Source organism: Amycolatopsis sp. Hca4, from assembly GCF_013364075.1.
GTDB lineage: Bacteria > Actinomycetota > Actinomycetes > Mycobacteriales > Pseudonocardiaceae > Amycolatopsis.
On sequence record NZ_CP054925.1, the window covers coordinates 8,611,619 to 8,635,651 of the forward strand.

The following is a 24,033-nucleotide window of genomic DNA, read 5'->3' on the forward strand; positions in this document are numbered from 1 at the left end:
CTATCCTTGACTTCGAGTTTAGTCGAGGTTGCATCGTCGGGTCATGACCACTGCGACCGAACTCGGCTACGCCGATCTGCCCCGGCTGATTTCGCTGATGACCGGGGACGAAAAGCACACCGCCGCCGCCGAGTCCACTTTGGACGTGCTGTGGGTGCTCTACGACCGCGTGCTCGACGTCACGCCGGAGAACTTCCGCGAACCCGGCCGCGACCGGTTCCTGCTGTCCAAGGGACACGGGCCGATGGCGTACTACGCCGTGCTCACCGCGAAGGGCTTCCTCGCCGAGGCGGAACTGGCGACGTGGTCCGACCCGGTGTCACGGCTGGGCCACCACCCCGACCGGCGCCGCGTCCCCGGCGTCGAGATCTCCAGCGGCTCCCTCGGCCACGGCCTGCCGATCGCGTTCGGCACCGCGCTCGGCCTGCGCGCCCGCGGCCTGACGAACGCGAAGGTCGTGACGCTGGTCGGCGACGCCGAGCTGGACGAGGGCTCGAACCACGAGGCGATCGTCGTCGCGGCCCGCGAAGGCCTCGAGAACCTGACCACCGTGGTGGTCGACAACCAGTCCTCGACGCGCGGCTGGCCGGGCGGCATCGAGCGCCGGTTCGCCGTCGAAGGCTGGGCGACGCGCACGGTGTCCGGTCGCGACCACGACGCGCTCTACGACGCCTTCACCACCTCCCACCCCGGCCGGCCGCTGGCCGTGGTCGCCGTCGTCGAACCGAAGGGCTGAACCCATGGCACCGATGCGGGAAACCTTCCTCGCCACCACCGAGCGGATCATCGACACCGACCCCGACGTCGCCGTCGTGCTGGCCGACATCTCGGCCGCCCAGCTCGCCGGCGCCGCGCGGCGGCACCCGGACCGGGTGATCAACGTCGGGATCCGCGAGCAGCTGCTGGTCAGCACCGGCGCCGGGCTGGCCTTGGCGGGCCTGCGGCCGATCGTGCACACGTTCCCGCCGTTCCTGGTGGAGCGCGCGTTCGAGCAGATCAAGCTCGACTTCTCGCACCAGGAGGTCGGCGGGGTCCTGGTGTCGTGGGGTGCGTCCTACGACATGTCGACGGCGGGACGCACGCACCAGTCCCCCGGCGACGTCGCCCTGATCGATTCGCTGCCGGGCTGGACGGTCCACGTGCCGGGTCACCCGGCCGAGGCCGAGCGGCTGCTGCTGGAGTCGATCCCCTGAGACGGCCGCGTCTACCTGCGGCTTTCCGCGCAGGAGAACGCCTCTCCGCACCTGGGGGTGGGGTTCACGACGGTGCGCTCCGGATCGTCCGGCGTGGTGGTGGCGGTGGGCCCGGTGCTGGACCGCGTCCTGCGCGCGACGGCGGGCCTGGACGTGACGGTGCTGTACGCCTCGACGATCCGCCCGTTCGACGCGGCGGGGTTGCGGGCGGCGGTGCACGCGGCAGCTCCTTCCGTGGTGCTGGTGGAGCCGTACCTCGCGGGGACGTCGGCGTGGTGCGTGGCGGAGGCGCTTTCCGATGTGCCCCACCGCCTGCGGTCCCTGGGCGTCCGGCGGGACGCGGAGGTCCGGATGTACGGCGGGATCGAGGACCACGACCTCGCGCACGGGCTGGACGCCGGCTCGCTCGGGCTGTCGATCCGGGAGTTCCTCGGGAAGTAACAAGTCGCGGGTGGGGCGGACCGATACCGTTACGCCCATGGCGTTCAGGATCCGGCCGCTCGCGTTGGGGATCGTCCGGCGCGGTGACGCGCTGCTCGTCTTCGAAGGGCGCGATGACTTCAAGGGCGAGACCTACTACCGGCCGCTCGGGGGTGGGATCGAGTTCGGGGAGAGCAGCAAGGAGGCGCTCGAGCGCGAGTTCGGCGAGGAACTCGACGCCGCGATCACGGTGGGCCGCCGGATCGGGGTGCTCGAGAACGTCTTCACCTGGCAGAACCGGCCTGGGCACGAAATCGCCTTTCTCTACGAAGTCGAGTTCGTCGACGCCGGGTTCTACCGGCGCGACGAAATGAAGATCCTCGACGACCCCGCCACCGCGCGGTGGGTCGACGTCGCCGAGTTCCGGGACGGGCGCAAGATCCTCTACCCCTACGGGCTCACCGAACTGCTCTCAGCGGATCAGTGACCGCGCGGTCGGCACCAGCTCGAACGACGACGGCGACGCCACCCGGCTGAACCACACCGAGAACGGGCCGTCCGCGCGGACCGGCAGCTGCGGGAACGTGTTCTCCGACGGCTCGGTCTCGAACGCCGCGAACGCCGAATCGGGCGGGGGAGCGGGCGGCGACACCGTCACGTGCACGCCCGTGCCCGGCGGTGGCGCGGCCAGCCCGGGGCGGACCGGGCGCAGGAGCAGCACGTTGTCGGAGTCGATCATCGTCGCGTTCGCCGCCGACCGGTGGGCCTTCCAGACCGGGCCGAAGTAGAACTCCTCCAGTGCCGCCTTGCGCTCGGCCATCGACCGGAACCCGCGCAGCCACACGAACTCGTCCGGCGACGCCCGGGAGCGGAACAGCCCGAACAGGTGCGCACCCGCGGCCTCCTGCGGCTCGACGAACTCGCGCTCGAACAGCTCGATCAGCTCATCGCGCCGGCCGGGGTGCAAGGTGTACCGCCGCAGTTCCACCACGGCTTCGAAGTCGGAAAACGTCATGTCGGCGAAGCTAGCGGGCACCACCGACAAAAACGGATCAGCGGAAGGCCGCGAGCCCCGTGACCGCCTGACCGAGTGACAGCGCGTGCATCTCCTCGGTGCCCTCGTACGTCAGCACCGTCTCCAGGTTCGCCATGTGCCGCATCACCGGGTACTCCAGCGAAATCCCGTTCGCGCCGAGCATCGACCGGGCCGTGCGGGCCACGTCCAGCGCCGAGCGGACGTTCGCCATCTTCCCGAAGCTGACGTGGTTGTGGTGCAGGGCGCCGGTGTCCTTCAGCCGGCCGATCTGCAGCGCCACCAGCCCGGCGCGGTTGACCTCGACGACCAGGTCGGCGAGCTTGCGCTGGGTCAGCTGGAACCCGGCCAGCGGCTTCCCGAACTGCGACCGCGAGAGCGTGTACTCCAACGCCGCTTCGTAGCACGCCCGCGCCGCGCCGACCACGCCGAACAGAATGCCGTAGCGCGCTTCGTTCAGGCAGGACAGCGGTCCGCGCAGGCCCCGCACCTCGGGGAACGCGGCCGACTCGGGCAACCGGACGCCGTCGAGGACGAGTTCGGCGGTCAGCGACGCCCGCAGCGACAGCTTGTGCTTGACCTCGTTCGCGGTGAACCCCGGCGTCGACGTCGGGACGACGAAGCCGCGGATGCCGTCGTCGGTCTGCGCCCAGACGACCGCGACGTCGGCCACGGTTCCGTTGGTGATCCACATCTTCGTGCCCGAGAGCACCCAGTCCGACCCGTCGCGGACCGCCCGCGTGCGCATCGAGCCCGGGTCGCTGCCCGCGTCCGGCTCGGTCAGGCCGAAGCAGCCCAGCGCCTCGCCGGTGGCCATCCGCGGCAGCCACTCCTGCCGGTGCTCTTCGCTGCCCCACTTGTGGATCGCGTACATCGCCAGCGACCCCTGCACCGAGACGAAGCTGCGCAGCCCCGAGTCGACGGCCTCGAGTTCACGGCACGCGATGCCGTACGCGACGGCGCTGGTGCCCGCGCAGCCGTAGCCCTCCAGGTGCATGCCGAGCAGGCCGAGCGAGCCGAAGCCCTTCGCGAGCTCGGCGGCGGGGAGGGAGCCCGTTTCGTACCAGTCGGCGACGTGGTCGAGCAGCTGGTCTTTCGCGTACGCGCGGACGGCGTCGCGGATGGCGCGTTCCTCCTCGGCGAGCCCGGCGTCGAGGTCGAGGAAGTCGTGCGGGTCAGGGGTGCGACTCATGAGGGCTCCCGGGGGACGCGTCGATGCGGCCACCGCAGGAAACCACAGTCAGGCGTCTGTCCTCCGCGTGGCGTTCGTCACGCGCGCGGCAGACGGGCCGGGCGCGTGCCGGGAGCGGGTCTGCTGGCGGGGGATCAGCAGCTCGGTGAACTGCGGGAACGGCACGCTCTCGATGTCGTCACGCCAGGCGTGCAGCATCCGGGACAGCAGGTCGTCCTCAGCCATCTTCGCCTCCTCGGCGTCCGGTCGTGCCGCCTTTGGCCACACGATCGGGTGAGGTGATACCCGGCGGGCGGGACGGTCAAACGGGGTTTCTTCAAGATCTTTTCGGGGCGTGCGTGGTCTGTGGCAGGATGGCGCTGCCGCCGCCAAGGCCTCAACTCCCGAGGAGCGCACATGCGCGCACTGCGGACGGCAAGTCTGCTCGGCTTCACCACCGCCACCCTGCTCGCGGGAACCGGCGCCACCGTCGCGACCGGCGCCACCGTGCACGGCAGCCACTGGCGGCAGGTCGGCCACACCACCGTCGAGAACCGCATCAGCGGAGAGGGCCTGGCGACCCGCCGGCTGCCGGGGCAGGCCCCCGAGCTCGTCTACCGCAACGGCGCCACCATCCCGCAGCCGCTCAAGGACGAAGGCTGGGGCCACGTCGGTGACCCCGACTCGCTGCGCGGATACGTCTTCGACGTCTACCAGGACACCCGCACCCCGGCGCCGGCCACGAAGATGTACCTGGTCACCCGGCCCGACGGGACGACCACGGAGTTCGTCCACCCGTTGCAGCCCGACGAACCGGCCGCCAACGCGAACGCCCAGGTCGCGGCCACCCCGGACGGTCAGTGGCTGGTCTCCGGTCCGCTGGGGGAGATCGACCGGCTCTACGTCTCGCCGACGCCGTTCCTCAACCCGCGCGGCCCCCGGCAGGCCGGCGACCTCCCGGTCGCCGCGCGCATCCACCTCGACCACCACATCCGCAGTGCCCAGGGCTGCGACTTCGTCGGCCCGACCCGCCTGATCTGCGCGACGAGCGACCCGTACAACGACCTGTACCCGACGAACCTGCAGCTCCTGCAGATCGACCTGCCCCGGCCCGTCAACGGCCGTGACGTCACGGCGAGGGTGCAGGAGATCGGCCAGGTCCCGCTGGTCAGCACCTGTACGGGCACCTTCACCCCCGAAGGCGTCGACTACGACGACGGCGTCCTTCGGGTCGAGGTCGTGCCGCCATCTCCGTGCAACACCGTGACCGACGTCTATTCGTTCGAACGGCTCTGAGAGGGACGGCTACGCTGGGTGGCGTGTCTCGTGTGGTGATCCTCGACTACGGTTCCGGCAACCTCCGCTCCGCCGAACGCGCTGTGGCGCGCGCGGGCGCCGATGTCGAGGTCACCGCCGATCCGCATGCCGCCGTCGAAGCCGATGGGCTGGTCGTGCCCGGGGTCGGGGCCTACTCCGCCTGCATGGCCGGGCTGCTGGACGTGCACGGGCACCGGATCATCGGCAAGCGGCTGGCCGGCGGGCGGCCCGTGCTCGGCATCTGCGTCGGCATGCAGATCCTCTTCTCCCGCGGTGTCGAGCACGGCGAAGAGACCGAGGGCACCGGCGAGTGGCCCGGCGTCGTCGACCGGCTGCACGCCGACGTCCTGCCGCACATGGGGTGGAACACCGTGCGGGCGCCCGCGGACTCGCAGCTGTTCGCCGGTCTCGACCCGGACGAGCGGTTCTACTTCGTGCACTCCTACGCCGCGCGCAAGTGGGAGCTCGACGGCCTGGCCGGGCAGGAACCCAAGGTCACCTGGGCCCAACACGGCGAAGACTTCGTCGCCGCGGTCGAGAACGGGCCGCTCTGGGCCACCCAGTTCCACCCGGAGAAGTCGGGTGACGCCGGGGCGCAGCTGCTGCGCAACTGGCTGGCGACCCTCTGACCGGGTGATCCGGGTCTCCGCCCTAGAGTTACCCGCGTGACTTTCACGCTGCTTCCCGCCGTTGATGTGGCCGATGGCCAGGCCGTCCGACTCGTCCAGGGCGAGGCCGGCACCGAAACCTCCTATGGCAGCCCGCTCGAAGCGGCGCTCGCCTGGCAGCGCGACGGCGCCGAGTGGATCCACCTGGTCGACCTCGACGCCGCCTTCGGCAAGGGCAGCAACCGCGAGCTGCTCGCCGAGGTCGTCGGCACGCTCGACGTCCAGGTCGAGCTGTCCGGCGGCATCCGCGACGACGCGTCCCTCAAGGCCGCGCTGGACACCGGGGCCCGCCGGGTCAACCTCGGCACCGCCGCGCTCGAGGACCCGGAGTGGACCTCGCGGGTCATCGGCGAGTACGGCGACCGGGTGGCGATCGGCCTCGACGTGCGCATCACCGACGCCGGCCACCGGCTCTCGGCCCGCGGCTGGACCTCCGACGGCGGCGACCTCTGGGAGGTCCTGGAGCGCCTCGACCGCGACGGCGCGTCCCGCTACGTCGTCACCGACGTCAGCAAGGACGGCACCCTCCGCGGCCCGAACCTGGAGCTGCTGCGGGACGTCGTCGCCCGCACGGACGCGCCGGTGATCGCCTCGGGCGGGGTGTCGAGCGTGGCCGATCTCGTCGCGCTGGCCGGCCTGGCCTCCGACGGTGTCGAGGGCTCGATCGTCGGGAAGGCGCTGTACGCCGGGGCGTTCACGCTGCCCGAGGCGTTGGCCGCGGTCGCAAAGGTCTAGCCGAGCCACTCCAAATGTAGTACTTTGGTCGAAGTTGTTCTACGACCGGAGCGACACCATGGTGCGACGCAACCCCGAGCGGCGGGCGGCCCTGCTCGACGCCGCGATCGAGGTCCTGGCCGGTGACGGCGCGCGCGGGCTCACCTTCCGCGCCGTCGACCAGCGGGCCGGTGTGCCGGTCGGCACGGTGTCCAACTACTTCTCCAGCCGCGGCGAAATCCTCATGCACGCGGGGGAGCGGGTCTACGAGCGGCTGGTGGACGACGCGGTGATCGCGGGCGGCCTGGAAGGGCCGCGCGACCGGGCGCGGGTGACGCAGCTGATGCACGAGCTCGTCGACCGGGTGGCCGCGTTCCCCACCGGCTTCCTCGCCCTGCTGGAACTGCGGCTCGAAGCCACGCGCCGCCCGGAGCTGCGGGACGTGCTCACCCGGCGGATCCGCGCGGACGTCGACTTCAACGTCGGGTACCACGAGAAGTCCGGCCTGCCCGGCGACGGCACGACGGTCGTCCTGCTCTGGCTCGCGCTGAACTGGCTGATCCTGGAACGGCTGACGCTGCCGGACCTGTTCACCGACGAGCAGCGCCACGACCTCGTCACGGCGTTGGTCGAGCGGCTGCTGGCCGGGCAGCCGGCACCGCCGCCGTGATCGGCCGCTTGAGGCCGAAAAGCGGCTGACAGCGACCCACTCGGGTCGTAGGTTGCCGCGGTGGAGGAGATCGTCACCCAGCTGGAAATGACCGCGCCCGATCAGCTCAACCCCGCTCCGCCGGTCGACGGTGTCGGGCTCCGGACCGTCCGGCCCGGGCCGCTGATCCGTGAGCTGCACGTCCGGATCGGCACGCCGTACCGGTGGCCGAGCGTCGCCCGCGGGGACGACGAGTGGGACCGCTGGCTCGCCGAACCGCGCCGCGAGTACCGGCTCATCGAGTACCGCGGGGAGATCGCCGGCGCGGCGGACTTCGAGCCTCAGCCCGGGAACGACGTCGAGATCACCACCTTCGGCCTGGTGCCGGAGTTCGTCGGCAAGGGCCTCGGCGGGTTCGCGCTCACCCTCGTCGTCGCCGACGCGTGGGCGCTGCCGGGGACACGGCGGGTCTGGCTGCACACCTCGACCCTCGACCACCCGAACGCGCTGCCGAACTACCTGCGGCGCGGCTTCCGGGGCTTCAGCCGTCCACTTTGACCGCGATGCCGACCGTCCGGTCCTCCGGCCCGCGCAGCTTCGAGAAGAACATCGTGACGCGCCCGACGATGCCGTACTTGCGGGCGATCGCACGCCGGACCTGCTCGGTCTCCGCCGCGTCCAGCAGCCGGGCCTGGCCGGACACCTTCGCGCCGTGCGTCTTCCGGCCGCGGACGTCGCAGGCCTGGACCTCGACGCGGCCGTCGTTGCGGATGCGCTTGACCTTGCCGGCCGCGCGCACTGACCAGAACACCAGCTCGCCGTCGCGGCCGGCCACCCAGATCGGGGTCGGCACGGCCCGCCCGTCGCGCCGGAACGTGGTCAGGACGACGTAGCGCTCGGCGGCGAGGCGGTCGGTCTCGGAGGTCATGCGCCCACCGTAGCCGGGTGGCGGACGGCGATGCCCGGGTAGCGGGTGATCAGCTTGGTGTCGTCGTACTTGACGACGCAGCTGAAGCCGAACGCCGGCGCCGCGGCCCGGCCGCCGGCGGGCAGGGTTGAGCGGTGCCTCGGAAAGGTGCCGCCAGGTGGCGGTCGCGGGGAAGGCCATGTCCCACCGTGACCAGCGTGAAAAATGCCTAGGCCGTTCGTCGCCGAAACCCCACACGCTCGGCCGAAGCGTTTCACTGCCCCCTCCTGCAACGCTTCGATCGCTGGATTCCCCGCACACTGGAGGGCATCGATGGCGGTCAGAGAGCAAGTACCGGTTCATCCTCAAGCAGGCTTCTTCGGCGCCGGGCCGTACCCCGCGCGCCGGGCCGCGATCGCCGTGGCCGCGGTCGTCGCGGGGTTCGTGCTGACCGCCATCTGGTCGGCACCCTTCGTCGACTCCGTCATCGGGGACAGCGTCGCGAACGGCCTCCTCGGCTACGACGCCAAGGCCACCCCGATCAGCGGCGTCCTCGCCGGGACGCTGTTCGCGTTCGTCTCCGGCCTCGCGGGCTCCTTCACCGCCTGCAACATCGCCGCCTTCGGGGCCGTCGCTCCGCTCGTGGGCGACCGGACGTCCAACAAGTTCAAGCCGCTCGGCTGGATCGCCGCCGGGATGCTCACCGTCTCGGTCGTCTACGGCGTGATCGTCGCGCTCGTCGGCACGCGCATGCCGCAGTTCGACACCGCCAAGACCACCGGGCTCTCGCCGCGCAGCGTCCAGTCCATGATCGCCTTCGGTGTCGTCGGCCTGGTCTTCCTGCTGATGGGCCTGGTCGCGCTCGGCATCCTCCGCAACCCCTTCGCGGACTTCACCCGGCGGCACCCCGCCGCGCCGCTGGTCCTGATGGGCGCCCTGATCGGCGGCTTCCTCATCGGACGGCCGTACCCGCTCTTCCGGATCATGTTCCGCAGCGCCGCCGAGCAGCACAACGTCCTCTACGGCGCCGCCGCGTTCGCGCTGCAGTCGCTCGGCAACATCGTGGTCATGGCCGTGCTGTTCCTCGTCCTGACCTACGCCACGGGCGGGCGCGTGCAGCGCTGGCTGGCCGCGAAACCGGCGCGGGTCGCGACCGTGACCGGGGCCGCGCTGCTGGTCGGCGGCACGTTCACGCTGCTCTACTGGGACGTCCGCGTGCTCGGCAGGCTCGGGATCATCTGGTTCCCGATGATCAACTGGTGACCTTCCCGAGCCAGCCGTAGTCGGGTGCCGGGTCGAGCTGGACGCCGTTCGCGACGGCGACCAGCTCGGCCTCGGGCCGCGCGCCCGACACCCGCAGCCAGCGCCCCGACGGCAGCCGGGTGAACACCATCGCGTCCCGCCCGGGCGCCGGGGCCACGAAGAAGCCCTCGCCGCCGCGGACGGTCACCGACAGCGCCACGTCCGGCGTGGGCGGGTTCGGGCCGGCGGTGACGCGCACCAGCGGCACCGACGGCCGGGCCGGGTCGGCCGCGGTCAGCTCGGTGCCGGCGTTGCCGGGTCCGGAGCCCTGCACCACGGCCGAACGCTCGGCCAGGCCCGCCGGCAGTGCGCCGAACCGCACCTCGCCGCGGACCCCGACCTTCCGGCCGGCGACCGAGTCGGCGACCCGCTGAGCGGTCGCGCGGGCGTCCGGGAGCCCGAGGACCTGCACGACCAGCACGTGCTCGTCGTCGGCCAGCCAGGTGAGCTCCGCGGTGCCGCCGGTGCCGGTGAGCATGGCGACCCGGCCGTGCACCAGGGCCTGGTCCTTGATCGCCGCGATCTTCAGCGCCGTCTGCGACCACTCGGGGTCGGCGGTGGAGTACGCCGTCAGCGTGACACGGGCCGCCCCGGCCGCCCACTGCCGGACCTGCGGGGTGATCCCGGGCCCGCCTTCGCGGTACTGCTCGGTGAAGCCGTCCGGCAGCCACTCGGGACCGTAGCCGAGCACCGGGCGGCTCGCGGCAGGCACCGGATCGGGCCTGGTCAGCAGCTGCGTGCCCGCCACGACGCCGACGATGAGCACCACCACCGCGGCGGCGACGAGCGCCAGCCGGCTCGACGGCTGCCGCTTCCGCCCGGCGCGCGTGAGCGCGTCGCGGACCGCGTGCCCGTCCGGGGCGCGGGTGGCGAGGCGTTCGAGGCTGTCCCGGATCAGCGTCTCGGTCTCGTGCTCGCTGCGGGTCATTCGGGGGCTCCGGTGGTGACGGTGGTGTGGTTCAGCCCGGCCTGGCGCAGGGTGGCCAGCGCGCGGGAGATCTGGCTGCGGACGGTCGAGACGCCGCACCGCAGGACCGCGGCGATCTCGGCGTCGGAGTAGCTCTCGTAGTACCGCAGCACGATCGCCGCCCGCTGCTTGCGGGGCAGCGTGGCGAGCAGGCCGAGCATCGCGTCCCGCTCGTCGTAGGCGGCCGACGGGTCGGGTTCCGGCGGGCCGAGCGCGTCGAGGACGTCGTGGCTGCTCGACACCATCCGCCGCACCGCCCGCCGCCGCCAGGACAGGTACTCGTTGGTGATCATCCGCCGCACGTAGGTCGGCGGCGCGGCGATGCCGTCCCACCGCTGCTGGGCGCGCAGGAGCACGTCCTGGACGACGTCCTGCGCCAGGTGCGGGTCACTGGTCAGGACGGTGGCGTAGCGGAGCAGCCCGTCCAGCCGCTCCGCCACGAACTCTTCGAAAGTCACACGCGTCCTCTCCGTCACCCCTCTGGACGCGCGAGGGGGCGGTGCCGCTGCACGGCGGACGCAAGTTTCTTCACCGCGGGACTTGCCCAGACCCGCGACGATCCACAGGCCGCGGACGTGCCTGCGGTAGACGACGAACCGCGAGTCGCCCTGGCTGGAAGCGAACAGGATGCCGTCCCGTCCGGCCCGGCGGGCACCGGGGAGACGGCGGCCACGACCCCCCTGACTACGCTGGTGGGCATGTCTGTCGCGGTGCGGGTGATCCCCTGTCTCGACGTCGACGCGGGCCGGGTCGTGAAGGGTGTCAACTTCGCCGGCCTCCGTGACGCCGGTGACCCTGTCGAGCTGGCCCGGCGCTACGACGCCGAGGGCGCCGACGAGCTCACCTTCCTCGACGTCACGGCCTCCTCCGGCGACCGCGAGACCACCTACGACGTGGTCCGCCGCACCGCCGAGCAGGTCTTCATCCCGCTCACCGTCGGCGGCGGCGTCCGCAGCAACGACGACGTCAACCGGCTCCTGCGGACCGGCGCCGACAAGGTCAGCATCAACACCGCCGCCATCGCCCGGCCCGAGTTCCTCAGCGAGGCGTCGAGACGGTTCGGTGCCCAGTGCATCGTGCTGTCCGTCGACGCCCGGCGCGTGCCCGAGGGCGGCGAGCCGACCGCGTCGGGCTTCGAGGTCACCACGCACGGAGGCCGCCGGGGGACCGGCATCGACGCCGTCGAGTGGGCCGCCCGCGGCGAGGAGCTCGGCGTCGGCGAGATCCTGCTCAACTCGATGGACGCCGACGGCACGAAGAACGGCTTCGACCTCGAGCTCATCCAGCTCGTGCGCAAGGCCGTGCGCGTCCCGGTGATCGCCAGCGGCGGCGCCGGGGCCGTCGAGCACTTCCTGCCCGCGGTGCGGACCGGGGCCGACGCCGTGCTCGCCGCCAGCGTGTTCCACTTCGGACAGCTGAAGATCGGCGACGTCAAGAGCGCCCTGCGCGAAGGCGGGGTCGAGGTCCGGTGAAGTCCTGGCAGGCACCCGTCGAGGTGAAGGTGACCGCCGGCCTGCTGGTCGGGCTGCCGGTGGCGTGGGCGCTGCTGAACCTCGTCCTGGTGCTGAGCGCCGGGTCGAGCCTGGCGGTGTACCGGATGCCCGCGCTCGCGCTGATCCTCGGCGGCGTGGTGACCACCGGCCTCGTGCTGAAGATGGGCAGCGCCCGCATCGGCGGGCTGGTCGTCACCGTCGCCTTCGCCCTGCTGCACGCGTTCCTGCTGCTCGCCGCCGAGCTGTGGTGGATCAAGCTGTTCTCCGGTCTGTCCTTCGCCGGCTACGGCTACGCGTTCGTCCTGCTGAACTCGATGCCGCTCAAGCGGCACATCCTGGGAGCCACCGCATGACCCTGGACGCGGCCGTGTCGGCGCGCCTCAAGCGCAACGCCGACGGCCTGATCGCCGCGGTCGTCGTCGAGCACGCCACTTCGGACGTGCTGATGATGGCCTGGATGAACGACGACGCCCTCGCGGCGACGCTGGCCACCCGCCGCGGCACGTACTGGTCGCGCAGCCGCGGGAAGCTGTGGGTCAAGGGCGAGACGTCCGGCCACTACCAGCACGTTCGCGAAGTGCGCATCGACTGCGACGGCGATACTGTCCTGCTGCGCGTCGACCAGACCGGCCCGGCCTGTCACACCGGCACGCACACCTGTTTCGACACCGAGGAGCGCCTCCTCCTGGCGGATGAGAAAGAGCACGCGTGACCATCGTCGCCGACATCCTGGTCGGGCTCGTCGCCCTGATCCACCTCTACATCGTGGTCCTGGAGATGTTCCTCTGGACGACCCCCCGCGCCCGCGCCGGCTTCGGCACGACGAAGGAGTTCGCGGAGGAGACCAAGACGCTCGCCGCGAACCAGGGGCTCTACAACGGCTTCCTGGCGCTCGCGCTGATCTGGGGGCTCATCGCGAGCGACCCGACGGGCTTCCAGCTCAAGCTGTACGGGATCGTCTGCGTGATCGTCGCGGGGCTCTACGGCGCGGCGACGGCCAGCAAGCGGATCCTGTTCGTGCAGGTGGTGCCGGGCGCGCTGGCGCTCATCGCGCTGCTGCTGGCGCGGTAGGTCAGCGCAGCCGGTCGAGAACGGAACGCCAGGCCCGCGCGGAGACGGTCAGCTGACCGGCTTGGCGCGCCTTGGTGTCCCGCACGCCCACGACCGGCCCCAGCGCCACCTCGACACAGCTGTAGTTTTCCCCGCTGTACGAGGATTTCCGCCAAACGGCCATTTGGTCGCCTCCGCTAGTGTGCTGCCTCCCCGAGCAGCTCCCGGGAGGCCGCTTCGCTCAACGCCTGCTCACCGAGCATCTTAACAACCCGCTGGTGGGCGAGCGTTTGCGTCTTTTCGTGCAGGAAAGCGCTCGAGTGAGCGTGCTCCACGAAGGTGATCGGCGGCGTGCCGGGGAACTCGTAGATCTCGAACGGACCCAGTAGTCCGGTGTGGTAGCCGAGCCCGGACGGCACGATCCGCACGGAAACGTTCCTGAGCTGCGATATTTCGAGCAGATGATCGATCTGGTCGGACATGATCTCCGGGCTGCCGATGTTCTCCCGCAGCGCCCATTCGCCGATCAGCGCGCGGACCAGGACCGGTTCCCGCTGCTTGAGCACCCGTTGGCGCTTGAGCCGGATACGCAGGCGCCGGTCGGCTTCCTCGATTGGCACCGAGGAGGCTTCCATGATCGACCGGATGTAGTCAGGAGTCTGCAGCAGTCCGGGCACGAGCAGTGGAGACCAGGCGGTGATCCTGTTCGCGGTGCTCTCCAAGGCCAACAATGCCGTGAGGGCATGCGAAATATCGGCGTTGCTCGACGCGAGCCAGTTGGGTTCGCGGGCGTGGCGGGCGAGCGTCCGGATCCGGTCGCGTTGCTCCCTCGGATACCGAGCAACGCGAGGATCGCCGACACGTCCTCCACACTCGGCAGGCGTTGCCCCTTTTCCCACGCCGACAACAGCTGCGGCAGGATCCCCAGCTCGTCGGCGAGCACGCGCAGACCGACATTGCGTGCTTCGCGTTCTTCGCGCAGTGAAGCGGCGAGAGTGCGCGCGGCGGGCCCCGAAGACGTTGGCTTCATGAGCCGATAATACGAATCCCGTCGATTCCCCGAATGTGCGAATGGTGTCCACGAAATGCGAGAAAGTACCATTCCTTCCGGCATCCGGGTGACGATCGCCTGCTCACTTGCACGCTCGGCGCGGCCGTCCGGTTGCCTTCGTCCGCTGTGCCTTTTCTCGCAGCGTCACCGCAGCTCACGAGCTTCTAAGCTCGGCTGATGGATCCCTTCGGCGGTTTCGTCCGGCGGCGGTGGGTGTGGTTCGCGCTCCCGGCGGCCGTGGTGGCCGTTTTCTCCGCCTCCCCGGAAGTGGTGGCGGCTTACGGGATGGTTCCCGCTCTCTTCGTCGCGCTCGTCGCGGTGGCCGGTTCGGCGGTGTGGGGCGTCCGCCGCCTGCTGGTGTCGGCCCGGAACCGCGCCGCCGCTGGCGCAAACGGGTTCGGGGGCTGGCTGCCGCCGCCGACTCATCACGACCACGACCGCCGGATCGACTTCGCGGCCGAAACCGGGCGGCTGCGCGGGATCGCGTGGCGCACGAGCGGGTTCGTCCTCGTCTGGGCGGCGCTGGCCGGAGCCGGCGTCACCGGCCTCGTCCTGCTCGACCAGGCCGCCGACGAACTCCTCGCGACCGGTGCCCGGTTCCCCGGCGAGGTGGTGTCCGTGCAGACCTACAGCCGAGGCGGGATGGCGTTCCAGGTGACTTACGGCGCCCGCTCCGCCGAAATCGTCCGCGACTCGAGGCGCACCTACCACGTCGGCGAGCAGGTCACCGTGATCGTCGACCGCGCCGATCCGGACCGGGTGCGGACCTCGTCCGAGACGAACGAGAGCCGGTTCGCCGTCAACCTCGGCATCGTCTCGATCGTGGCCGGCTCGCTCGGGACGCTGTTCGCCGCACTGGCCGCGGTGAGCTGGTGGCTCCGGGCCCGCGCGGTCGCGGTCACCGGCTGGCGCAACGCGACGGTCGACATCGTGCGCGTCTTCGTCCCCAGAGGCCGTTCCCTGCGGCGGCCGCCGCCGGAAATCCACGTCCGCTACCGCGAGGGCACCGGGATCACCCTGCGGGCGATGTCGTCGACGCACGGCGCCAACGCGCTCTCGGACTTCACCGACCGGCTCGCCTGGGTCGGCGGCTGGGGACGGCACATGGTCGTCCTGTTCCCGAACGGCCCGCGCCGCCCCGGGCCGTACGCGGTCCCGGCGTACGCGCTGACGAGGCGCACCGAGGACCGTCGGTGACCGGGCGGCGGGGGTGGCTCGTGCTGATCGTGGCCGCGGTGCTCGTCTTCCTGTTCTTCGGCGCGGGCACGGCGTACTCGCTGCTGACCCCGGACTACGCCTTCGCCGACGGCGAACTCCTCGGCGAGGCCGCCATCCTGACCGGTTCCCTGGCGCTCGCCGCGTTCGGCGCCCGGCGCCTGCGCGCACCCGACGTGCGGCTGCGCGACCAGGTGCCGGACTTCGGCGCCTGGCTGCCCGGGCGCGAGGGCTCCCACGGCGAAGGCCGCGTCGACCTCGACGCCCAGACCGCGCGCCTGCGCCGGACCGCCCTGGTGGCCACGGCGATCGCGGGCGCCTGGGCGCTGCTGTTCGCGAGCGGCCTCGCCGCCGTGATCGCCGCCGACCGCGCGGCGGCGGACCTGCTGGCCACCGGCGTCCACGCCGAGGGCACGGTGCTGTCGGTCGAGGAGCCCGCCCGGGGCGCGCCGACGATGTGGGTGCGCTACCACACACCGGGCGCGTCCTGGACCGAGGAAATCGTCCGCGATTCCGGGCGCGGCTACCACGAGGGCGAGACGGTGACCGTGGTCTACGACCCGGCCGACCCGGCGCACGTTCGCACCACCCTCGAAGCCAACGGGAGCCAGGTCGTCGGGTGGTTCGCCGCCACGGCTCTGGTGGCCGGGTTCCTCGCCCTGCCGCTCGCGGCGAGTGCGGCGTGGGGCTGGTGGCGCCGGGCCCGCGCGGTCGCGGAGACGGGGTGGCGGATCGCGACGGTGACGGTCGTGCCGCACGTCCGGCGCGGGCAGTGGATCGAGGCCGCCTACCGCGACGGCAGCGGGATCGAGCTGCGCTGCGTCCCGTCCCTGCACCGCCCAAGCGAACTGGCCCGCCGCCGCGCGTGGGTCGGCGGCTGGGGACGGCAGATGGTGGTCCTGTTCCCGTACGGGCCGGACAAGCCGGGGCCGCAGCACGTCCCGGTGCTCGCGGCCGGACTCCGGGCCTAGCCGATGTCCCCGGTCAGATAACGCTGCAGGGTCGGCGCGATCGCCCGGACGAGCACCTCGACGTCCTCGGTGGTGACCGGCTCGAACTTCGCCACGTACCGGACCATGCCCAGGCCCACCATCTGCGTCGCGCACAGGTTCATCCGCAGCGGGATGCGGTCCGAGTCGATCGAGGTGATCAGGGCGCTGAAGAAGCGCTGGAAGAAGTCGCGCAGGACGTGGCCGGCCTGCTCGTGGCCGGTGATGCTGCGGATGAGCGCCACGAACTGGCCGCCGCCCGCGCTGTCCCAGCGGGTGATGAACGTGCGGACGATCCGCTCGCCGAGCTCGTCGTCCGGGCCCTGGCGCAGCGCCTTCTGCAGCTCCACGGGGTCGAACGGCAGCTCGAGGACCGCCTGCGCGAACAGGCCCTCCTTGCTGCCGAACCAGTGGTTGACCATCGCCGCGTCGACGCCGGCGCGGGTGGCGATCGCCCGCACGGTCGCACCGTCGTAGCCGGTCTCGGCGAACACGGCCCGTGCTGCTTCGACCAGCGCCGTGCGGGTGTCCTGGCCGGCCGGCCGCCGGCCGCGGCGGCGGGCGTTAGTCTCGGTGTTCCCGGTGGTGCTCACGGCTCCATCATGACGGACGGGCCCACCGAATTCAACATTCATTGAATTTGACACCCGGCATCGCCCGCCGGCGGAGAACCCAGCACAATGGGGCCATGGTCAGCGCATCCGCCGGTTCGGCCGGTCCCGGCACGGTCAGCCCGTCCCGCGAGGACTTCCGCGTCCTCGCCGAGAGCCGCCGCGTGATCCCGGTCGTGCGCCGGGTCCTCGCCGACGGCGAGACGCCGATCGGGGTGTACCGCAAGCTCGCCGCCGACCGGCCCGGCACGTTCCTGTTCGAGTCCGCCGAGAACGGCGCGTCCTGGACCCGCTGGTCGTTCATCGGCGTCCGCAGCCCGGCCGCGCTCACCGTGCGCGACGGCGAAGCGGTCTGGACCGGCACCCCGCCGGTCGGCCTGCCGTCCGAAGGCAACCCGCTGCAGGTCCTGCGCGAGACCATCGAGGCCCTGCACACCGAGCCGCCGCCCGGGCTGCCGCCGCTGACCGGCGGCATGGTGGGCTACATCGGCTACGACGCCGTCCGCTGGCTGGAAAAGCTGCCCGAGCTGGCCGAGCGCGACCTCGACGTGCCCGAGCTGACCATGCTCCTGGCCACCGACCTGGCCGCCTTCGACCACCACGAGGGCACGGTCACGCTCATCGCGAACGCCGTCAACTGGGACGACTCGCCCGAGCGCGTGGACGCGGCCTACGACGACGCCGTCGCCCGGCTCGGCGCGATGACCGAGCAGCTGCAGGTGCCCGCGCCCGCCACCGTCGCCGCGTTCGACCGGCCCGCGCCCGAGTTCACCCGGAAGCGGTCCAAGGAAGACTTCCACGCGGCCGTGGAGAAGGCCGTCGAAGCGATCAAGGCCGGCGAAGCGTTCCAGATCGTGCCGTCGCAACGGTTCGAGATCCCGACCGCGGCCGACGCGCTCGACATCTACCGCGTGCTGCGGACGTCCAACCCGAGCCCGTACATGTACCTGCTGCGGCTGGAGGGCTTCGACATCGTCGGCTCCAGCCCCGAATCCCTGGTCACCGTGCGGGACGGCAAGGCGACCACGCACCCGATCGCGGGCACCCGCTGGCGCGGCGCCGACCCGGAGGAGGACGCGCAGCTGGCCAAGGACCTGCTGGCCGACGAGAAGGAGCGCGCCGAGCACCTGATGCTCGTCGACCTCGGCCGCAACGACCTCGGCAAGGTCTGCAAGCCCGGCACCGTGCGCGTCGTCGACTTCTTCCAGATCGAGCGCTACAGCCACGTCATGCACATCGTGTCCACCGTCACCGGCGAGCTGGCCGAGGGCAAGACGGCGTTCGACGCGGTCACCGCGTGCTTCCCGGCCGGGACGCTGTCCGGCGCGCCGAAGGTCCGCGCGATGCAGCTGATCGAGGAGCTGGAGCCGGTCCGCCGCGCGCTGTACGGCGGCGTCGTCGGCTACCTCGACTTCGCCGGGGACGCCGACACCGCGATCGCGATCCGCACCGCGCTGGTCAAGGACGGCATCGCGCACGTGCAGGCCGGGGGCGGGGTGGTCGCCGACTCGGTGCCGGACTACGAGGACACCGAATCGCTGAACAAGGCCAGGACCGTGCTCTCGGCGGTGGCCGCGGCCCAGACGATGGTGGCGGCGGGTGCCCTGGACCCGGCCGCGGACGCGGCCCATGTCTGACGCACCGGAAGGGGTGTCCGTGGACACGGCCGCCCCGGTCTCCAAGCGTCCACTGTGGATGATCGTGCTCGCGCTGCTGCTCGGCGCGGCCGCGCTGTGGGGTGCGTCACGGCTGACCTGGTACGCCGAGTTCCGCGACGGCGGCGTGCGGGGCACGGTCCTCTACCGCGAGTCCGGCGAGCAGCGGGCGAGCGCGCTCGTGCCGCTCGCGCTGCTGGCACTGGCCGGCGTGGCCGGGCTGGTGGCCACCGGCGGCTGGGCGCGGCGCGTGCTGGGCGTCGTGCTGGCACTGGCCGGCGTGGCGGCGGTCTGGAGCGGCGTCGCCGGTGCCCGGTTCTCCGGCTACGCCGACGGGCTGCCGGTCACCCAGATGCTGCTCGGGCGCGGTCTCGCCGTGCTCGGGGGAATTCTCGTGGCCGCCGGCGGGTTGGCCGCTGTCAAGGGCGCGGCCCGGGCCACCCGGCTCGGGGCGAAGTACGCGGCTCCGGCGACCCGGAAAAAGGTCCGTGACCCGGACGCCGAGCTGTGGGAGGCGCTGTCCGAGGGTGAAGACCCCACGGACGTCCGGGGCAGGCATTCGGAGTAACGCGCACACCCGGAACCGGGCCTCTCCGATGCGGGGGTTAGCATCGTTTCGGCGGGAAGGGGAAGGTTTTTGTGAGCGACCTTGCGAGTGAATCCGTGAGCACGCGCCCTGGTGGGGGCGCCCGGTGAGCGTGCTCGAAGACATCGTCGCCGGCGTGCGGGAAGATCTCGCCGTGCGGGAATCCGCGCTGCCGTTCGACGAACTGAAGATCCGCGCGGCCGCCGCCCCGGCGCCCCGCGACGTCATGTCCGCCCTGCGCGAGTCCGGCATCGGCGTCATCGCCGAAGTCAAGCGGCGCAGCCCCTCGAAGGGTGAGCTGGCCGACATCCCCGACCCGGCCGCGCTGGCGAAGGACTACGAAGCCGGCGGGGCGCGCGTGATCAGCGTGCTCACCGAGCAGCGCCGCTTCGGCGGTTCCCTGGCCGACCTGGACGCGGTCCGCGCCGCGGTGGACATCCCCATCCTGCGCAAGGACTTCGTCGTCAGCCCCTACCAGGTGCACGAGGCCCGCCTGCACGGCGCCGACATGGTGCTGCTGATCGTCGCCGCGCTGGAGCAGAACGCGCTCGTCGCCCTGCTCGACCGCGTCGAGTCGCTCGGCATGACCGCCCTGGTGGAGATCCACAACGCCGAGGAAGCCGACCGGGCCCTCGAGGCGGGCGCCAAGGTCATCGGCGTCAACGCGCGCAACCTGCACACCCTCGAGGTGGACCGGGACGTCTTCTCGCGGCTGGCCCCCGGCCTGCCGATGGACGTCTACAAGGTCGCCGAGTCCGGCGTCCGCGGCCCGGGCGACCTGATGTCGTACGCCGGCCACGGCGCCGACGCGGTGCTGGTCGGCGAGGGTCTCGTCGCGTCCGGCGACCCGAAGGGCGCCCTGGTCAAGCTGGTCACCGCCGGTTCCCACCCCGCCTGCCCGAGGCCGTCCCGGTGACCGCTGAGCACGACAAGCACGACCCGGACGAGCGGGGCTACTACGGCCCGTACGGCGGGCGGTTCATGCCGGAGGCGCTGATCGGCGTCGTCGACGAGGTCGCCACCGAGTACGACAAGGCCCGCCACGACCCGGAGTTCCTGAACGAGTTCAACCGGCTGCTGCGCGAGTACGCGGGCCGCCCGTCGCTGCTGACCGAGGCCAAGCGCTTCGGCGAGCACGCCGGGGGTGCGCGGGTGTTCCTCAAGCGCGAGGACCTCAACCACACCGGCTCCCACAAGATCAACAACGTGCTGGGCCAGGCGCTGCTCACCAAGCGGATGGGCAAGAAGCGCGTGATCGCCGAGACCGGCGCTGGCCAGCACGGCGTCGCGACGGCCACCGCGTGCGCGCTGCTCGACCTCGACTGCGTCGTCTACATGGGCGAGGTCGACACCGAGCGCCAGGCGCTGAACGTGGCCCGGATGCGGCTGCTCGGCGCCGAGGTGATCCCGGTCAAGACCGGCTCGCGGACGCTGAAGGACGCGATCAACGAGGCGCTGCGCGACTGGGTCACCAACGCCGACACCACGCACTACCTGTTCGGCACGGCCGCCGGGCCGGCGCCGTTCCCGACGATGGTGCGCAACTTCCACCACGTCATCGGCACCGAGGCCCGTGAGCAGATCCTGGAGCAGGCCGGGCGCCTGCCGGACGTCGTCGCGGCCTGCGTCGGCGGCGGATCGAACGCGATCGGCATCTTCTCGGGCTTCTACGACGACCCGTCGGTGCGGCTGGTCGGCCTGGAGCCGGGCGGCGAGGGCATCGAGGGCACCCGCCACGGCGCGACCCTGACCAAGGGCACGCCGGGCAACCTGCACGGCGCGATGACGTACCTGCTGCAGGACGAGGACGGCCAGACGGTCGAGTCGCACTCGATCTCGGCCGGCCTGGACTACCCGGGCGTCGGCCCGGAGCACGCGTGGCTGAAGGACACCGGCCGCGCCGAGTACCGCCCGGTCACCGACGCCGAGGCGATGGACGCGTTCAAGCTGCTGTCCCGCACCGAGGGCATCATCCCGGCGATCGAGTCGGCGCACGCGCTGGCCGGCGCGCTGGTGCTGGGCCGCGAGCTGGGGCCGGACGGGCTGATCGTGGTCAACCTGTCGGGCCGCGGCGACAAGGACATGGACACGGCGGCCAAGTGGTTCGGACTGGTGAACGAATGAGCGGGCTGGACGACCTCTTCGCTGCCACGCGGGCGGAGGGCCGTGGCGCCCTGATCGGCTACCTCCCGGCCGGGTTCCCGACGGTGGCGGGGTCGAAGGACCTGATCGCGGCCTGCGTCGACGGCGGCGCGGACCTGATCGAGGTCGGCGTCCCGTATTCGGACCCGGTGATGGACGGCCCGACCATCCAGGCCGCGTCGGTGACCGCGCTGGACAACGGCTTCCGCCTCAAGCACCTGTTCGAGGTGGTCGAGTCGGTGTCGTCCCGCGGCGGCCGCGCGGTGGTGATGACGTACTGGAACCCGGTGAACCGCTACGGCGTGGACCGCTTCGCGCGCGACCTGGCGTCGGCGGGCGGGCTCGGCCTGATCACGCCGGACCTGATCCCGGACGAGGCCGGTCTGTGGATGGAGGCTTCGGCTGCGCACGGCCTGGACCGGACGTTCCTGGTGGCGCCATCGTCGTCGGAAGAGCGGCTCGCTTTGACGGCCGCTGCGTCGTCGGGGTTCATCTACGCGACCGCGGTGATGGGCGTGACTGGTGCTCGCGACCAGGTCGGCGCGGGTGCGGAGGAACTGGTCCGGCGCACGCGGGCGCACACATCGCTCCCGATCGGCGTGGGCCTGGGCGTGCGGTCGGGCGACCAGGCGGCCGAGGTGGCATCGTTCGCGGACGCGGTGATCGTGGGCTCGGCCCTGGTCACGGCGGCGGCGGAGGGTGCTGAGGGGGTTCGTGCGTTGTCGGCGGAGCTGGCGGACGGCGTGCGCCGGGCGGTTGCGACCGCTTAAGCCGGATATCGGGCTCAGGTGCGCCGGTAACCCCACAATCCGCCTCGCCTGACCGGCCTTTGTACGAAAGCTGTACGCCGCCGCGGCAAAGTCCGCCCCATGGACATCGCACACCTCCCGCGGCGCGGCTTCCTCCGCGGTGCCGCCGGTCTCGCCGTCGCCGGGGCCGCCGGCCTGGTCCTCCCGCGAGCCGCCCGGGCCGCTCAAAGCGCCGAGCCGCGGATCTACAGCTGTGCCGAGTGGGTGCGCGGCCCCCGGCCGATGCGCTCACCACGCTCGACCACCCGGCCAACCGGATCCTCATCCACCACATCGCCGGCGCCAACAGCACCGACTACTCCCTCGCCCACGCCTTCCAGGTCGCCCGCGACGACCAGCACGACCACATCGACAACAACGGCTGGTCCGACACCGGCCAGCACTTCACCGTCAGCCGCGGCGGGTACCGGCTCGAAGGGCGGCACGGCAGCCTCGACGCGCTGCGCGGGCGGACCACCATGATCCAGGGCGCGCACTGCCCCGGGCAGAACACCAACGCCATCGGCATCGAAAACGAAGGCCTCTACACCAGCGTCGAGCCGCCCCAGCCGCAGTGGGAATCGCTCGTCGTCTTCTGCGCGTACATCTGCCGCCAGTACGGGATCCCCGTCGAGGAGATCAAGGGCCACCGCGACTACTACAACACCGAATGCCCCGGTGACAGGCTCTACGCCAAGCTCCCGCAGCTCCGGAGCGAAGTCGCGAAAGCGTTAATGTAGGTACCGCATCACGGCGCACAGCTCGTCCGGCGGCAGCGCACCCAGCCGGTCGAGCTCGCCGCGGCGGACGTCCACCAGGGTCGTCGCCAGCTCCGGGCCGAACGCCGACGTCAACGCCGCATCCGCCTCGAACGCCGCCACCGCCTCGGCCAGTGACGTCGGCAGCCGCGACGCCGAGGGGAGCGTGCCCGGGTCGACGTCGACCGGCTCGGGCAGCGTCTCGCGGGCCGACACCCCGGCCAGGCCCGCGAACAGCAGCGCCGCCACCACCAGGTACGGGTTCGCCGTCAGGTCGAAGCACTTGACCTCGAAGTTCGCCGCCCGGTCGCGCTGCCCGGCCGGGCCCTGGACCAGCCGCAGCGGCGCCTCGCGGTTCTCCAGTCCCCACACGCGGAACACCCCGGCCCAGTGGTGCGGCTCGAGCCGCAGGTAGCTGACCACCGACGGCGCACCGATCGCCAGCAGCGCCGGCAGCCGCGAAAGGATCCCGGCGCCGAACGCCTCCGCCGTCTCCGTGAGCCCGAACCGCCGGTCGCCGCCGGCGCACAGGTTGCGGTCGCCGTCCCAGACGCTCAGGTGGACGTGGCCGCCGTTGCCGACGCCGTCCGGCGCGAACTTCGGCGTGAACGACGCCCGCAGCCCGTACTGCTCGCTGACCGTCCGGATCGTCTCGCGCGTCAGCACCGCGACGTCGGCCGCGCGCACCGGGTCGCCCGCCGCCACCGAGACCTCGAACTGCCCGGCCGCGTACTCCGGGTGGATCTGTTCCACCGCGATGCCCTGGGCGGCCAGCGTGGACACCAGTTTCCGCAGGTAACCCGCCTGCGCCGACAGCCGTGCGTAGCCGTAAGCCGGGCCCGCGGTGGCCGAGCGCGGGTCGTCCGGCGCGTCGGCCGCCGTGATCACCCACTCGATCTCGAACGCCGTCCGCGCTTGGTAGCCGAGGTCGGCGAGGCGGGCCGTCGCGGTCGCGGCCAGCGCCCGCGCGTCCTGCGGGTGCGGCTCGCCTTCCTGGTCGTAGCGCCAGGCCGGCGCCCACGCCCAGCCCGGCTGCGCGGCCAGCGGCACGAGCGCGCCGAGGTCCGGGTGCAGCCGCAGGTCGCCGACCGGGCCGCGCGAATGCGTGCCGCCCACGATGTCGTCGGTGGCCAGGAAGAAGTCGAACGAGTTCGACGCGCCGACGCCCCACGCCGCCGCGGACCACAGCCGGTCCACCGGGACCGCCTTCACCCGCGCGATCCCGCTGTTGTCCACGAAGGTCAACGCGACCAGCTCGACGCCGGCGGCGCGCAGCGCGTCGGCACGGAGTGCGCCCTGTTGCGCGAGTTCTGCCCGATCGAGCTGGCTCATCCCGCCCCCGTCGATGTTCACT

General features: G+C 71.9%; 30 protein-coding genes and 2 pseudogenes. 21 read left to right on the forward strand and 11 right to left on the reverse strand.

The features are described 5' to 3' along the window. Nucleotides 1-43: 43 nt before the first annotated feature. From HUT10_RS39205 to HUT10_RS39215, 3 genes and pseudogenes are all read left to right on the forward strand, one after another. Nucleotides 44-736: a thiamine pyrophosphate-dependent enzyme gene (locus HUT10_RS39205; protein ID WP_176175801.1), complete on the forward strand. Its 693-nt coding sequence runs from the start codon at nt 44-46 to the stop codon at nt 734-736. 4 nt (nt 737-740) lie between these two features. Next, nucleotides 741-1,634: pseudogene (locus tag HUT10_RS39210) on the forward strand (transketolase family protein). 37 nt (nt 1,635-1,671) lie between these two features. After that, nucleotides 1,672-2,100 carry an NUDIX hydrolase gene (locus HUT10_RS39215; protein ID WP_176175802.1) on the forward strand — a complete coding sequence of 143 codons (429 nt, stop codon included), beginning with the start codon at nt 1,672-1,674 and terminating at the stop codon, nt 2,098-2,100. On the opposite strand, the gene HUT10_RS39220 is transcribed toward HUT10_RS39215, so the two are convergent. The 3 genes from HUT10_RS39220 to HUT10_RS39230 are packed head-to-tail and all read right to left on the reverse strand — an operon-like array spanning nt 2,086 to nt 4,063. Next, nucleotides 2,086-2,628, reverse strand: coding sequence for an NIPSNAP family protein (locus HUT10_RS39220; RefSeq protein WP_176175803.1), 543 nt, complete (start codon nt 2,626-2,628; stop codon nt 2,086-2,088). The genes HUT10_RS39215 and HUT10_RS39220 overlap by 15 nt on opposite strands. 37 nt (nt 2,629-2,665) lie before the next feature. Beyond that, nucleotides 2,666-3,838: an acyl-CoA dehydrogenase family protein gene (locus HUT10_RS39225; RefSeq protein ID WP_176175804.1), complete on the reverse strand. Its 1,173-nt coding sequence runs from the start codon at nt 3,836-3,838 to the stop codon at nt 2,666-2,668. A 48-nt stretch (nt 3,839-3,886) separates the two neighbouring features. Further along, on the reverse strand, nt 3,887-4,063 hold the full coding sequence (locus tag HUT10_RS39230; RefSeq protein ID WP_176175805.1) for a hypothetical protein: 177 nt from the start codon (nt 4,061-4,063) through the stop codon (nt 3,887-3,889). Nucleotides 4,064-4,234: 171 nt separating this feature from the next. Between HUT10_RS39230 and HUT10_RS39235 the strand changes: the two genes are divergently transcribed. From HUT10_RS39235 to HUT10_RS39255, 5 genes are read left to right on the forward strand one after another with little or no spacing between them, the layout of a single operon-like run. Continuing rightward, nucleotides 4,235-5,113, forward strand: a complete 879-nt coding sequence (locus HUT10_RS39235; RefSeq protein WP_176175806.1) for a hypothetical protein — start codon at nt 4,235-4,237, stop codon at nt 5,111-5,113. 32 nt (nt 5,114-5,145) lie between these two features. Then, complete coding sequence (hisH, locus tag HUT10_RS39240) at nt 5,146-5,763, forward strand: imidazole glycerol phosphate synthase subunit HisH (RefSeq protein ID WP_176178255.1); 618 nt, start codon at nt 5,146-5,148, stop codon at nt 5,761-5,763. A 36-nt stretch (nt 5,764-5,799) separates the two neighbouring features. After that, on the forward strand, nt 5,800-6,537 hold the full coding sequence (gene priA, locus HUT10_RS39245) for a bifunctional 1-(5-phosphoribosyl)-5-((5-phosphoribosylamino)methylideneamino)imidazole-4-carboxamide isomerase/phosphoribosylanthranilate isomerase PriA (RefSeq protein ID WP_176175807.1): 738 nt from the start codon (nt 5,800-5,802) through the stop codon (nt 6,535-6,537). 58 nt (nt 6,538-6,595) lie between these two features. Continuing rightward, the gene (locus HUT10_RS39250) at nt 6,596-7,186 is read left to right on the forward strand and encodes a TetR/AcrR family transcriptional regulator (protein ID WP_176175808.1); all 591 of its coding nucleotides are present in this window, start codon (nt 6,596-6,598) and stop codon (nt 7,184-7,186) included. Between the two features lie 60 nt (nt 7,187-7,246). After that, the gene (locus HUT10_RS39255) at nt 7,247-7,723 is read left to right on the forward strand and encodes a GNAT family N-acetyltransferase (protein WP_176175809.1); all 477 of its coding nucleotides are present in this window, start codon (nt 7,247-7,249) and stop codon (nt 7,721-7,723) included. On the opposite strand, the gene HUT10_RS39260 is transcribed toward HUT10_RS39255, so the two are convergent. Further along, nucleotides 7,707-8,093 carry a PPOX class F420-dependent oxidoreductase gene (locus HUT10_RS39260; protein WP_176175810.1) on the reverse strand — a complete coding sequence of 129 codons (387 nt, stop codon included), beginning with the start codon at nt 8,091-8,093 and terminating at the stop codon, nt 7,707-7,709. The two genes, HUT10_RS39255 and HUT10_RS39260, sit on opposite strands and share 17 nt — an antisense overlap. A gap of 312 nt (nt 8,094-8,405) precedes the next feature. Between HUT10_RS39260 and HUT10_RS39265 the strand changes: the two genes are divergently transcribed. After that, a complete protein-coding gene (locus tag HUT10_RS39265) occupies nt 8,406-9,335 on the forward strand; it encodes a hypothetical protein (RefSeq protein ID WP_176175811.1) in 930 nt (309 codons plus the stop codon). Here the strand turns inward: HUT10_RS39265 and HUT10_RS39270 are convergent. Both HUT10_RS39270 and HUT10_RS39275 read right to left on the reverse strand, forming a co-directional pair. Next, nucleotides 9,325-10,302 carry a hypothetical protein gene (locus tag HUT10_RS39270; RefSeq protein WP_176175812.1) on the reverse strand — a complete coding sequence of 326 codons (978 nt, stop codon included), beginning with the start codon at nt 10,300-10,302 and terminating at the stop codon, nt 9,325-9,327. The genes HUT10_RS39265 and HUT10_RS39270 overlap by 11 nt on opposite strands. Then, nucleotides 10,299-10,799 (reverse strand): SigE family RNA polymerase sigma factor, encoded by a 501-nt coding sequence (locus HUT10_RS39275; protein WP_176175813.1) that lies wholly within the window; start codon nt 10,797-10,799, stop codon nt 10,299-10,301. The genes HUT10_RS39270 and HUT10_RS39275 overlap by 4 nt, the downstream gene beginning before the upstream one ends. Before the next feature lie 240 nt (nt 10,800-11,039). Between HUT10_RS39275 and hisF the strand changes: the two genes are divergently transcribed. Genes hisF through HUT10_RS39295 form a run of 4 tightly spaced genes read left to right on the forward strand, consistent with a single transcriptional unit; the run spans nt 11,040 to nt 12,905 of the window. Continuing rightward, the gene (hisF, locus tag HUT10_RS39280) at nt 11,040-11,813 is read left to right on the forward strand and encodes an imidazole glycerol phosphate synthase subunit HisF (RefSeq protein ID WP_176175814.1); all 774 of its coding nucleotides are present in this window, start codon (nt 11,040-11,042) and stop codon (nt 11,811-11,813) included. After that, nucleotides 11,810-12,187 (forward strand): hypothetical protein, encoded by a 378-nt coding sequence (locus HUT10_RS39285; protein WP_176175815.1) that lies wholly within the window; start codon nt 11,810-11,812, stop codon nt 12,185-12,187. Before hisF ends, HUT10_RS39285 begins: the two co-directional genes overlap by 4 nt. Then, on the forward strand, nt 12,184-12,546 hold the full coding sequence (gene hisI, locus HUT10_RS39290) for a phosphoribosyl-AMP cyclohydrolase (RefSeq protein WP_176175816.1): 363 nt from the start codon (nt 12,184-12,186) through the stop codon (nt 12,544-12,546). The genes HUT10_RS39285 and hisI overlap by 4 nt, the downstream gene beginning before the upstream one ends. Further along, complete coding sequence (locus tag HUT10_RS39295) at nt 12,543-12,905, forward strand: DUF1304 domain-containing protein (protein WP_176175817.1); 363 nt, start codon at nt 12,543-12,545, stop codon at nt 12,903-12,905. Before hisI ends, HUT10_RS39295 begins: the two co-directional genes overlap by 4 nt. A gap of 1 nt (nt 12,906) precedes the next feature. Here HUT10_RS39295 and HUT10_RS39300 read toward each other — a convergent pair whose 3' ends face one another. The 3 genes and pseudogenes from HUT10_RS39300 to HUT10_RS52315 form a co-directional block, all read right to left on the reverse strand. Further along, the gene (locus HUT10_RS39300) at nt 12,907-13,068 is read right to left on the reverse strand and encodes a DUF397 domain-containing protein (protein ID WP_176175818.1); all 162 of its coding nucleotides are present in this window, start codon (nt 13,066-13,068) and stop codon (nt 12,907-12,909) included. A gap of 13 nt (nt 13,069-13,081) precedes the next feature. Beyond that, complete coding sequence (locus tag HUT10_RS51395) at nt 13,082-13,783, reverse strand: DUF5753 domain-containing protein (protein ID WP_368660809.1); 702 nt, start codon at nt 13,781-13,783, stop codon at nt 13,082-13,084. Then, a pseudogene (locus tag HUT10_RS52315) lies at nt 13,777-13,998 on the reverse strand (hypothetical protein); the annotation flags it as partial. The pseudogene HUT10_RS52315 and the gene HUT10_RS51395, both read right to left, overlap by 7 nt. A 114-nt stretch (nt 13,999-14,112) precedes the next feature. Between HUT10_RS52315 and HUT10_RS39310 the strand changes: the two are divergent. Together HUT10_RS39310 and HUT10_RS39315 are read left to right on the forward strand one after the other, a co-directional pair. After that, the gene (locus HUT10_RS39310; RefSeq protein ID WP_176175819.1) at nt 14,113-15,132 is read left to right on the forward strand and encodes a DUF3592 domain-containing protein; all 1,020 of its coding nucleotides are present in this window, start codon (nt 14,113-14,115) and stop codon (nt 15,130-15,132) included. Then, complete coding sequence (locus tag HUT10_RS39315; protein WP_176175820.1) at nt 15,129-16,121, forward strand: DUF3592 domain-containing protein; 993 nt, start codon at nt 15,129-15,131, stop codon at nt 16,119-16,121. The genes HUT10_RS39310 and HUT10_RS39315 overlap by 4 nt, the downstream gene beginning before the upstream one ends. Here the strand turns inward: HUT10_RS39315 and HUT10_RS39320 are convergent. Continuing rightward, nucleotides 16,118-16,732 (reverse strand): TetR family transcriptional regulator, encoded by a 615-nt coding sequence (locus HUT10_RS39320; RefSeq protein WP_176175821.1) that lies wholly within the window; start codon nt 16,730-16,732, stop codon nt 16,118-16,120. The two genes, HUT10_RS39315 and HUT10_RS39320, sit on opposite strands and share 4 nt — an antisense overlap. 95 nt (nt 16,733-16,827) lie before the next feature. Between HUT10_RS39320 and HUT10_RS39325 the strand changes: the two genes are divergently transcribed. The 6 genes from HUT10_RS39325 (at nt 16,828) to HUT10_RS39350 (ending at nt 22,661) form a co-directional block, all read left to right on the forward strand. Continuing rightward, nucleotides 16,828-18,387 carry an anthranilate synthase component I gene (locus HUT10_RS39325; RefSeq protein ID WP_176175822.1) on the forward strand — a complete coding sequence of 520 codons (1,560 nt, stop codon included), beginning with the start codon at nt 16,828-16,830 and terminating at the stop codon, nt 18,385-18,387. Between the two features lie 58 nt (nt 18,388-18,445). Beyond that, nucleotides 18,446-18,973 carry a Trp biosynthesis-associated membrane protein gene (locus HUT10_RS39330; RefSeq protein WP_176178256.1) on the forward strand — a complete coding sequence of 176 codons (528 nt, stop codon included), beginning with the start codon at nt 18,446-18,448 and terminating at the stop codon, nt 18,971-18,973. Between the two features lie 124 nt (nt 18,974-19,097). Continuing rightward, on the forward strand, nt 19,098-19,907 hold the full coding sequence (gene trpC, locus HUT10_RS39335; RefSeq protein WP_176175823.1) for an indole-3-glycerol phosphate synthase TrpC: 810 nt from the start codon (nt 19,098-19,100) through the stop codon (nt 19,905-19,907). Further along, nucleotides 19,886-21,115 (forward strand): tryptophan synthase subunit beta, encoded by a 1,230-nt coding sequence (trpB, locus tag HUT10_RS39340; protein ID WP_176178257.1) that lies wholly within the window; start codon nt 19,886-19,888, stop codon nt 21,113-21,115. The genes trpC and trpB overlap by 22 nt, the downstream gene beginning before the upstream one ends. Further along, nucleotides 21,112-21,903 carry a tryptophan synthase subunit alpha gene (gene trpA / locus HUT10_RS39345; protein ID WP_176175824.1) on the forward strand — a complete coding sequence of 264 codons (792 nt, stop codon included), beginning with the start codon at nt 21,112-21,114 and terminating at the stop codon, nt 21,901-21,903. The genes trpB and trpA overlap by 4 nt, the downstream gene beginning before the upstream one ends. Nucleotides 21,904-22,142: 239 nt before the next feature. After that, complete coding sequence (locus tag HUT10_RS39350) at nt 22,143-22,661, forward strand: peptidoglycan recognition family protein (RefSeq protein ID WP_254897224.1); 519 nt, start codon at nt 22,143-22,145, stop codon at nt 22,659-22,661. On the opposite strand, the gene HUT10_RS39355 is transcribed toward HUT10_RS39350, so the two are convergent. Further along, the gene (locus HUT10_RS39355) at nt 22,653-24,011 is read right to left on the reverse strand and encodes a glutamine synthetase family protein (protein ID WP_176175825.1); all 1,359 of its coding nucleotides are present in this window, start codon (nt 24,009-24,011) and stop codon (nt 22,653-22,655) included. The genes HUT10_RS39350 and HUT10_RS39355 overlap by 9 nt on opposite strands. Nucleotides 24,012-24,033: the final 22 nt, after the last annotated feature.

Excerpts from the sequence above, each read along its gene's own strand:
- HUT10_RS39205 (WP_176175801.1), top strand. The coding sequence starts at position 44 with ATGACCACTGCGACCGAACTCGGCTACGCCGATCTGCCCCGGCTGATT.
- HUT10_RS39215 (WP_176175802.1), top strand. The coding sequence starts at position 1,672 with ATGGCGTTCAGGATCCGGCCGCTCGCGTTGGGGATCGTCCGGCGCGGT.
- HUT10_RS39220 (WP_176175803.1), bottom strand. The coding sequence starts at position 2,628 with ATGACGTTTTCCGACTTCGAAGCCGTGGTGGAACTGCGGCGGTACACC.
- HUT10_RS39225 (WP_176175804.1), bottom strand. The coding sequence starts at position 3,838 with ATGAGTCGCACCCCTGACCCGCACGACTTCCTCGACCTCGACGCCGGG.
- HUT10_RS39230 (WP_176175805.1), bottom strand. The coding sequence starts at position 4,063 with ATGGCTGAGGACGACCTGCTGTCCCGGATGCTGCACGCCTGGCGTGAC.
- HUT10_RS39235 (WP_176175806.1), top strand. The coding sequence starts at position 4,235 with ATGCGCGCACTGCGGACGGCAAGTCTGCTCGGCTTCACCACCGCCACC.
- HUT10_RS39250 (WP_176175808.1), top strand. The coding sequence starts at position 6,596 with ATGGTGCGACGCAACCCCGAGCGGCGGGCGGCCCTGCTCGACGCCGCG.
- HUT10_RS39260 (WP_176175810.1), bottom strand. The coding sequence starts at position 8,093 with ATGACCTCCGAGACCGACCGCCTCGCCGCCGAGCGCTACGTCGTCCTG.
- HUT10_RS39265 (WP_176175811.1), top strand. The coding sequence starts at position 8,406 with ATGGCGGTCAGAGAGCAAGTACCGGTTCATCCTCAAGCAGGCTTCTTC.
- HUT10_RS39270 (WP_176175812.1), bottom strand. The coding sequence starts at position 10,302 with ATGACCCGCAGCGAGCACGAGACCGAGACGCTGATCCGGGACAGCCTC.
- hisF (WP_176175814.1), top strand. The coding sequence starts at position 11,040 with ATGTCTGTCGCGGTGCGGGTGATCCCCTGTCTCGACGTCGACGCGGGC.
- hisI (WP_176175816.1), top strand. The coding sequence starts at position 12,184 with ATGACCCTGGACGCGGCCGTGTCGGCGCGCCTCAAGCGCAACGCCGAC.
- HUT10_RS39300 (WP_176175818.1), bottom strand. The coding sequence starts at position 13,068 with ATGGCCGTTTGGCGGAAATCCTCGTACAGCGGGGAAAACTACAGCTGT.
- HUT10_RS39310 (WP_176175819.1), top strand. The coding sequence starts at position 14,113 with ATGGATCCCTTCGGCGGTTTCGTCCGGCGGCGGTGGGTGTGGTTCGCG.
- HUT10_RS39325 (WP_176175822.1), top strand. The coding sequence starts at position 16,828 with ATGGTCAGCGCATCCGCCGGTTCGGCCGGTCCCGGCACGGTCAGCCCG.
- HUT10_RS39330 (WP_176178256.1), top strand. The coding sequence starts at position 18,446 with ATGATCGTGCTCGCGCTGCTGCTCGGCGCGGCCGCGCTGTGGGGTGCG.
- trpA (WP_176175824.1), top strand. The coding sequence starts at position 21,112 with ATGAGCGGGCTGGACGACCTCTTCGCTGCCACGCGGGCGGAGGGCCGT.
- HUT10_RS39355 (WP_176175825.1), bottom strand. The coding sequence starts at position 24,011 with ATGAGCCAGCTCGATCGGGCAGAACTCGCGCAACAGGGCGCACTCCGT.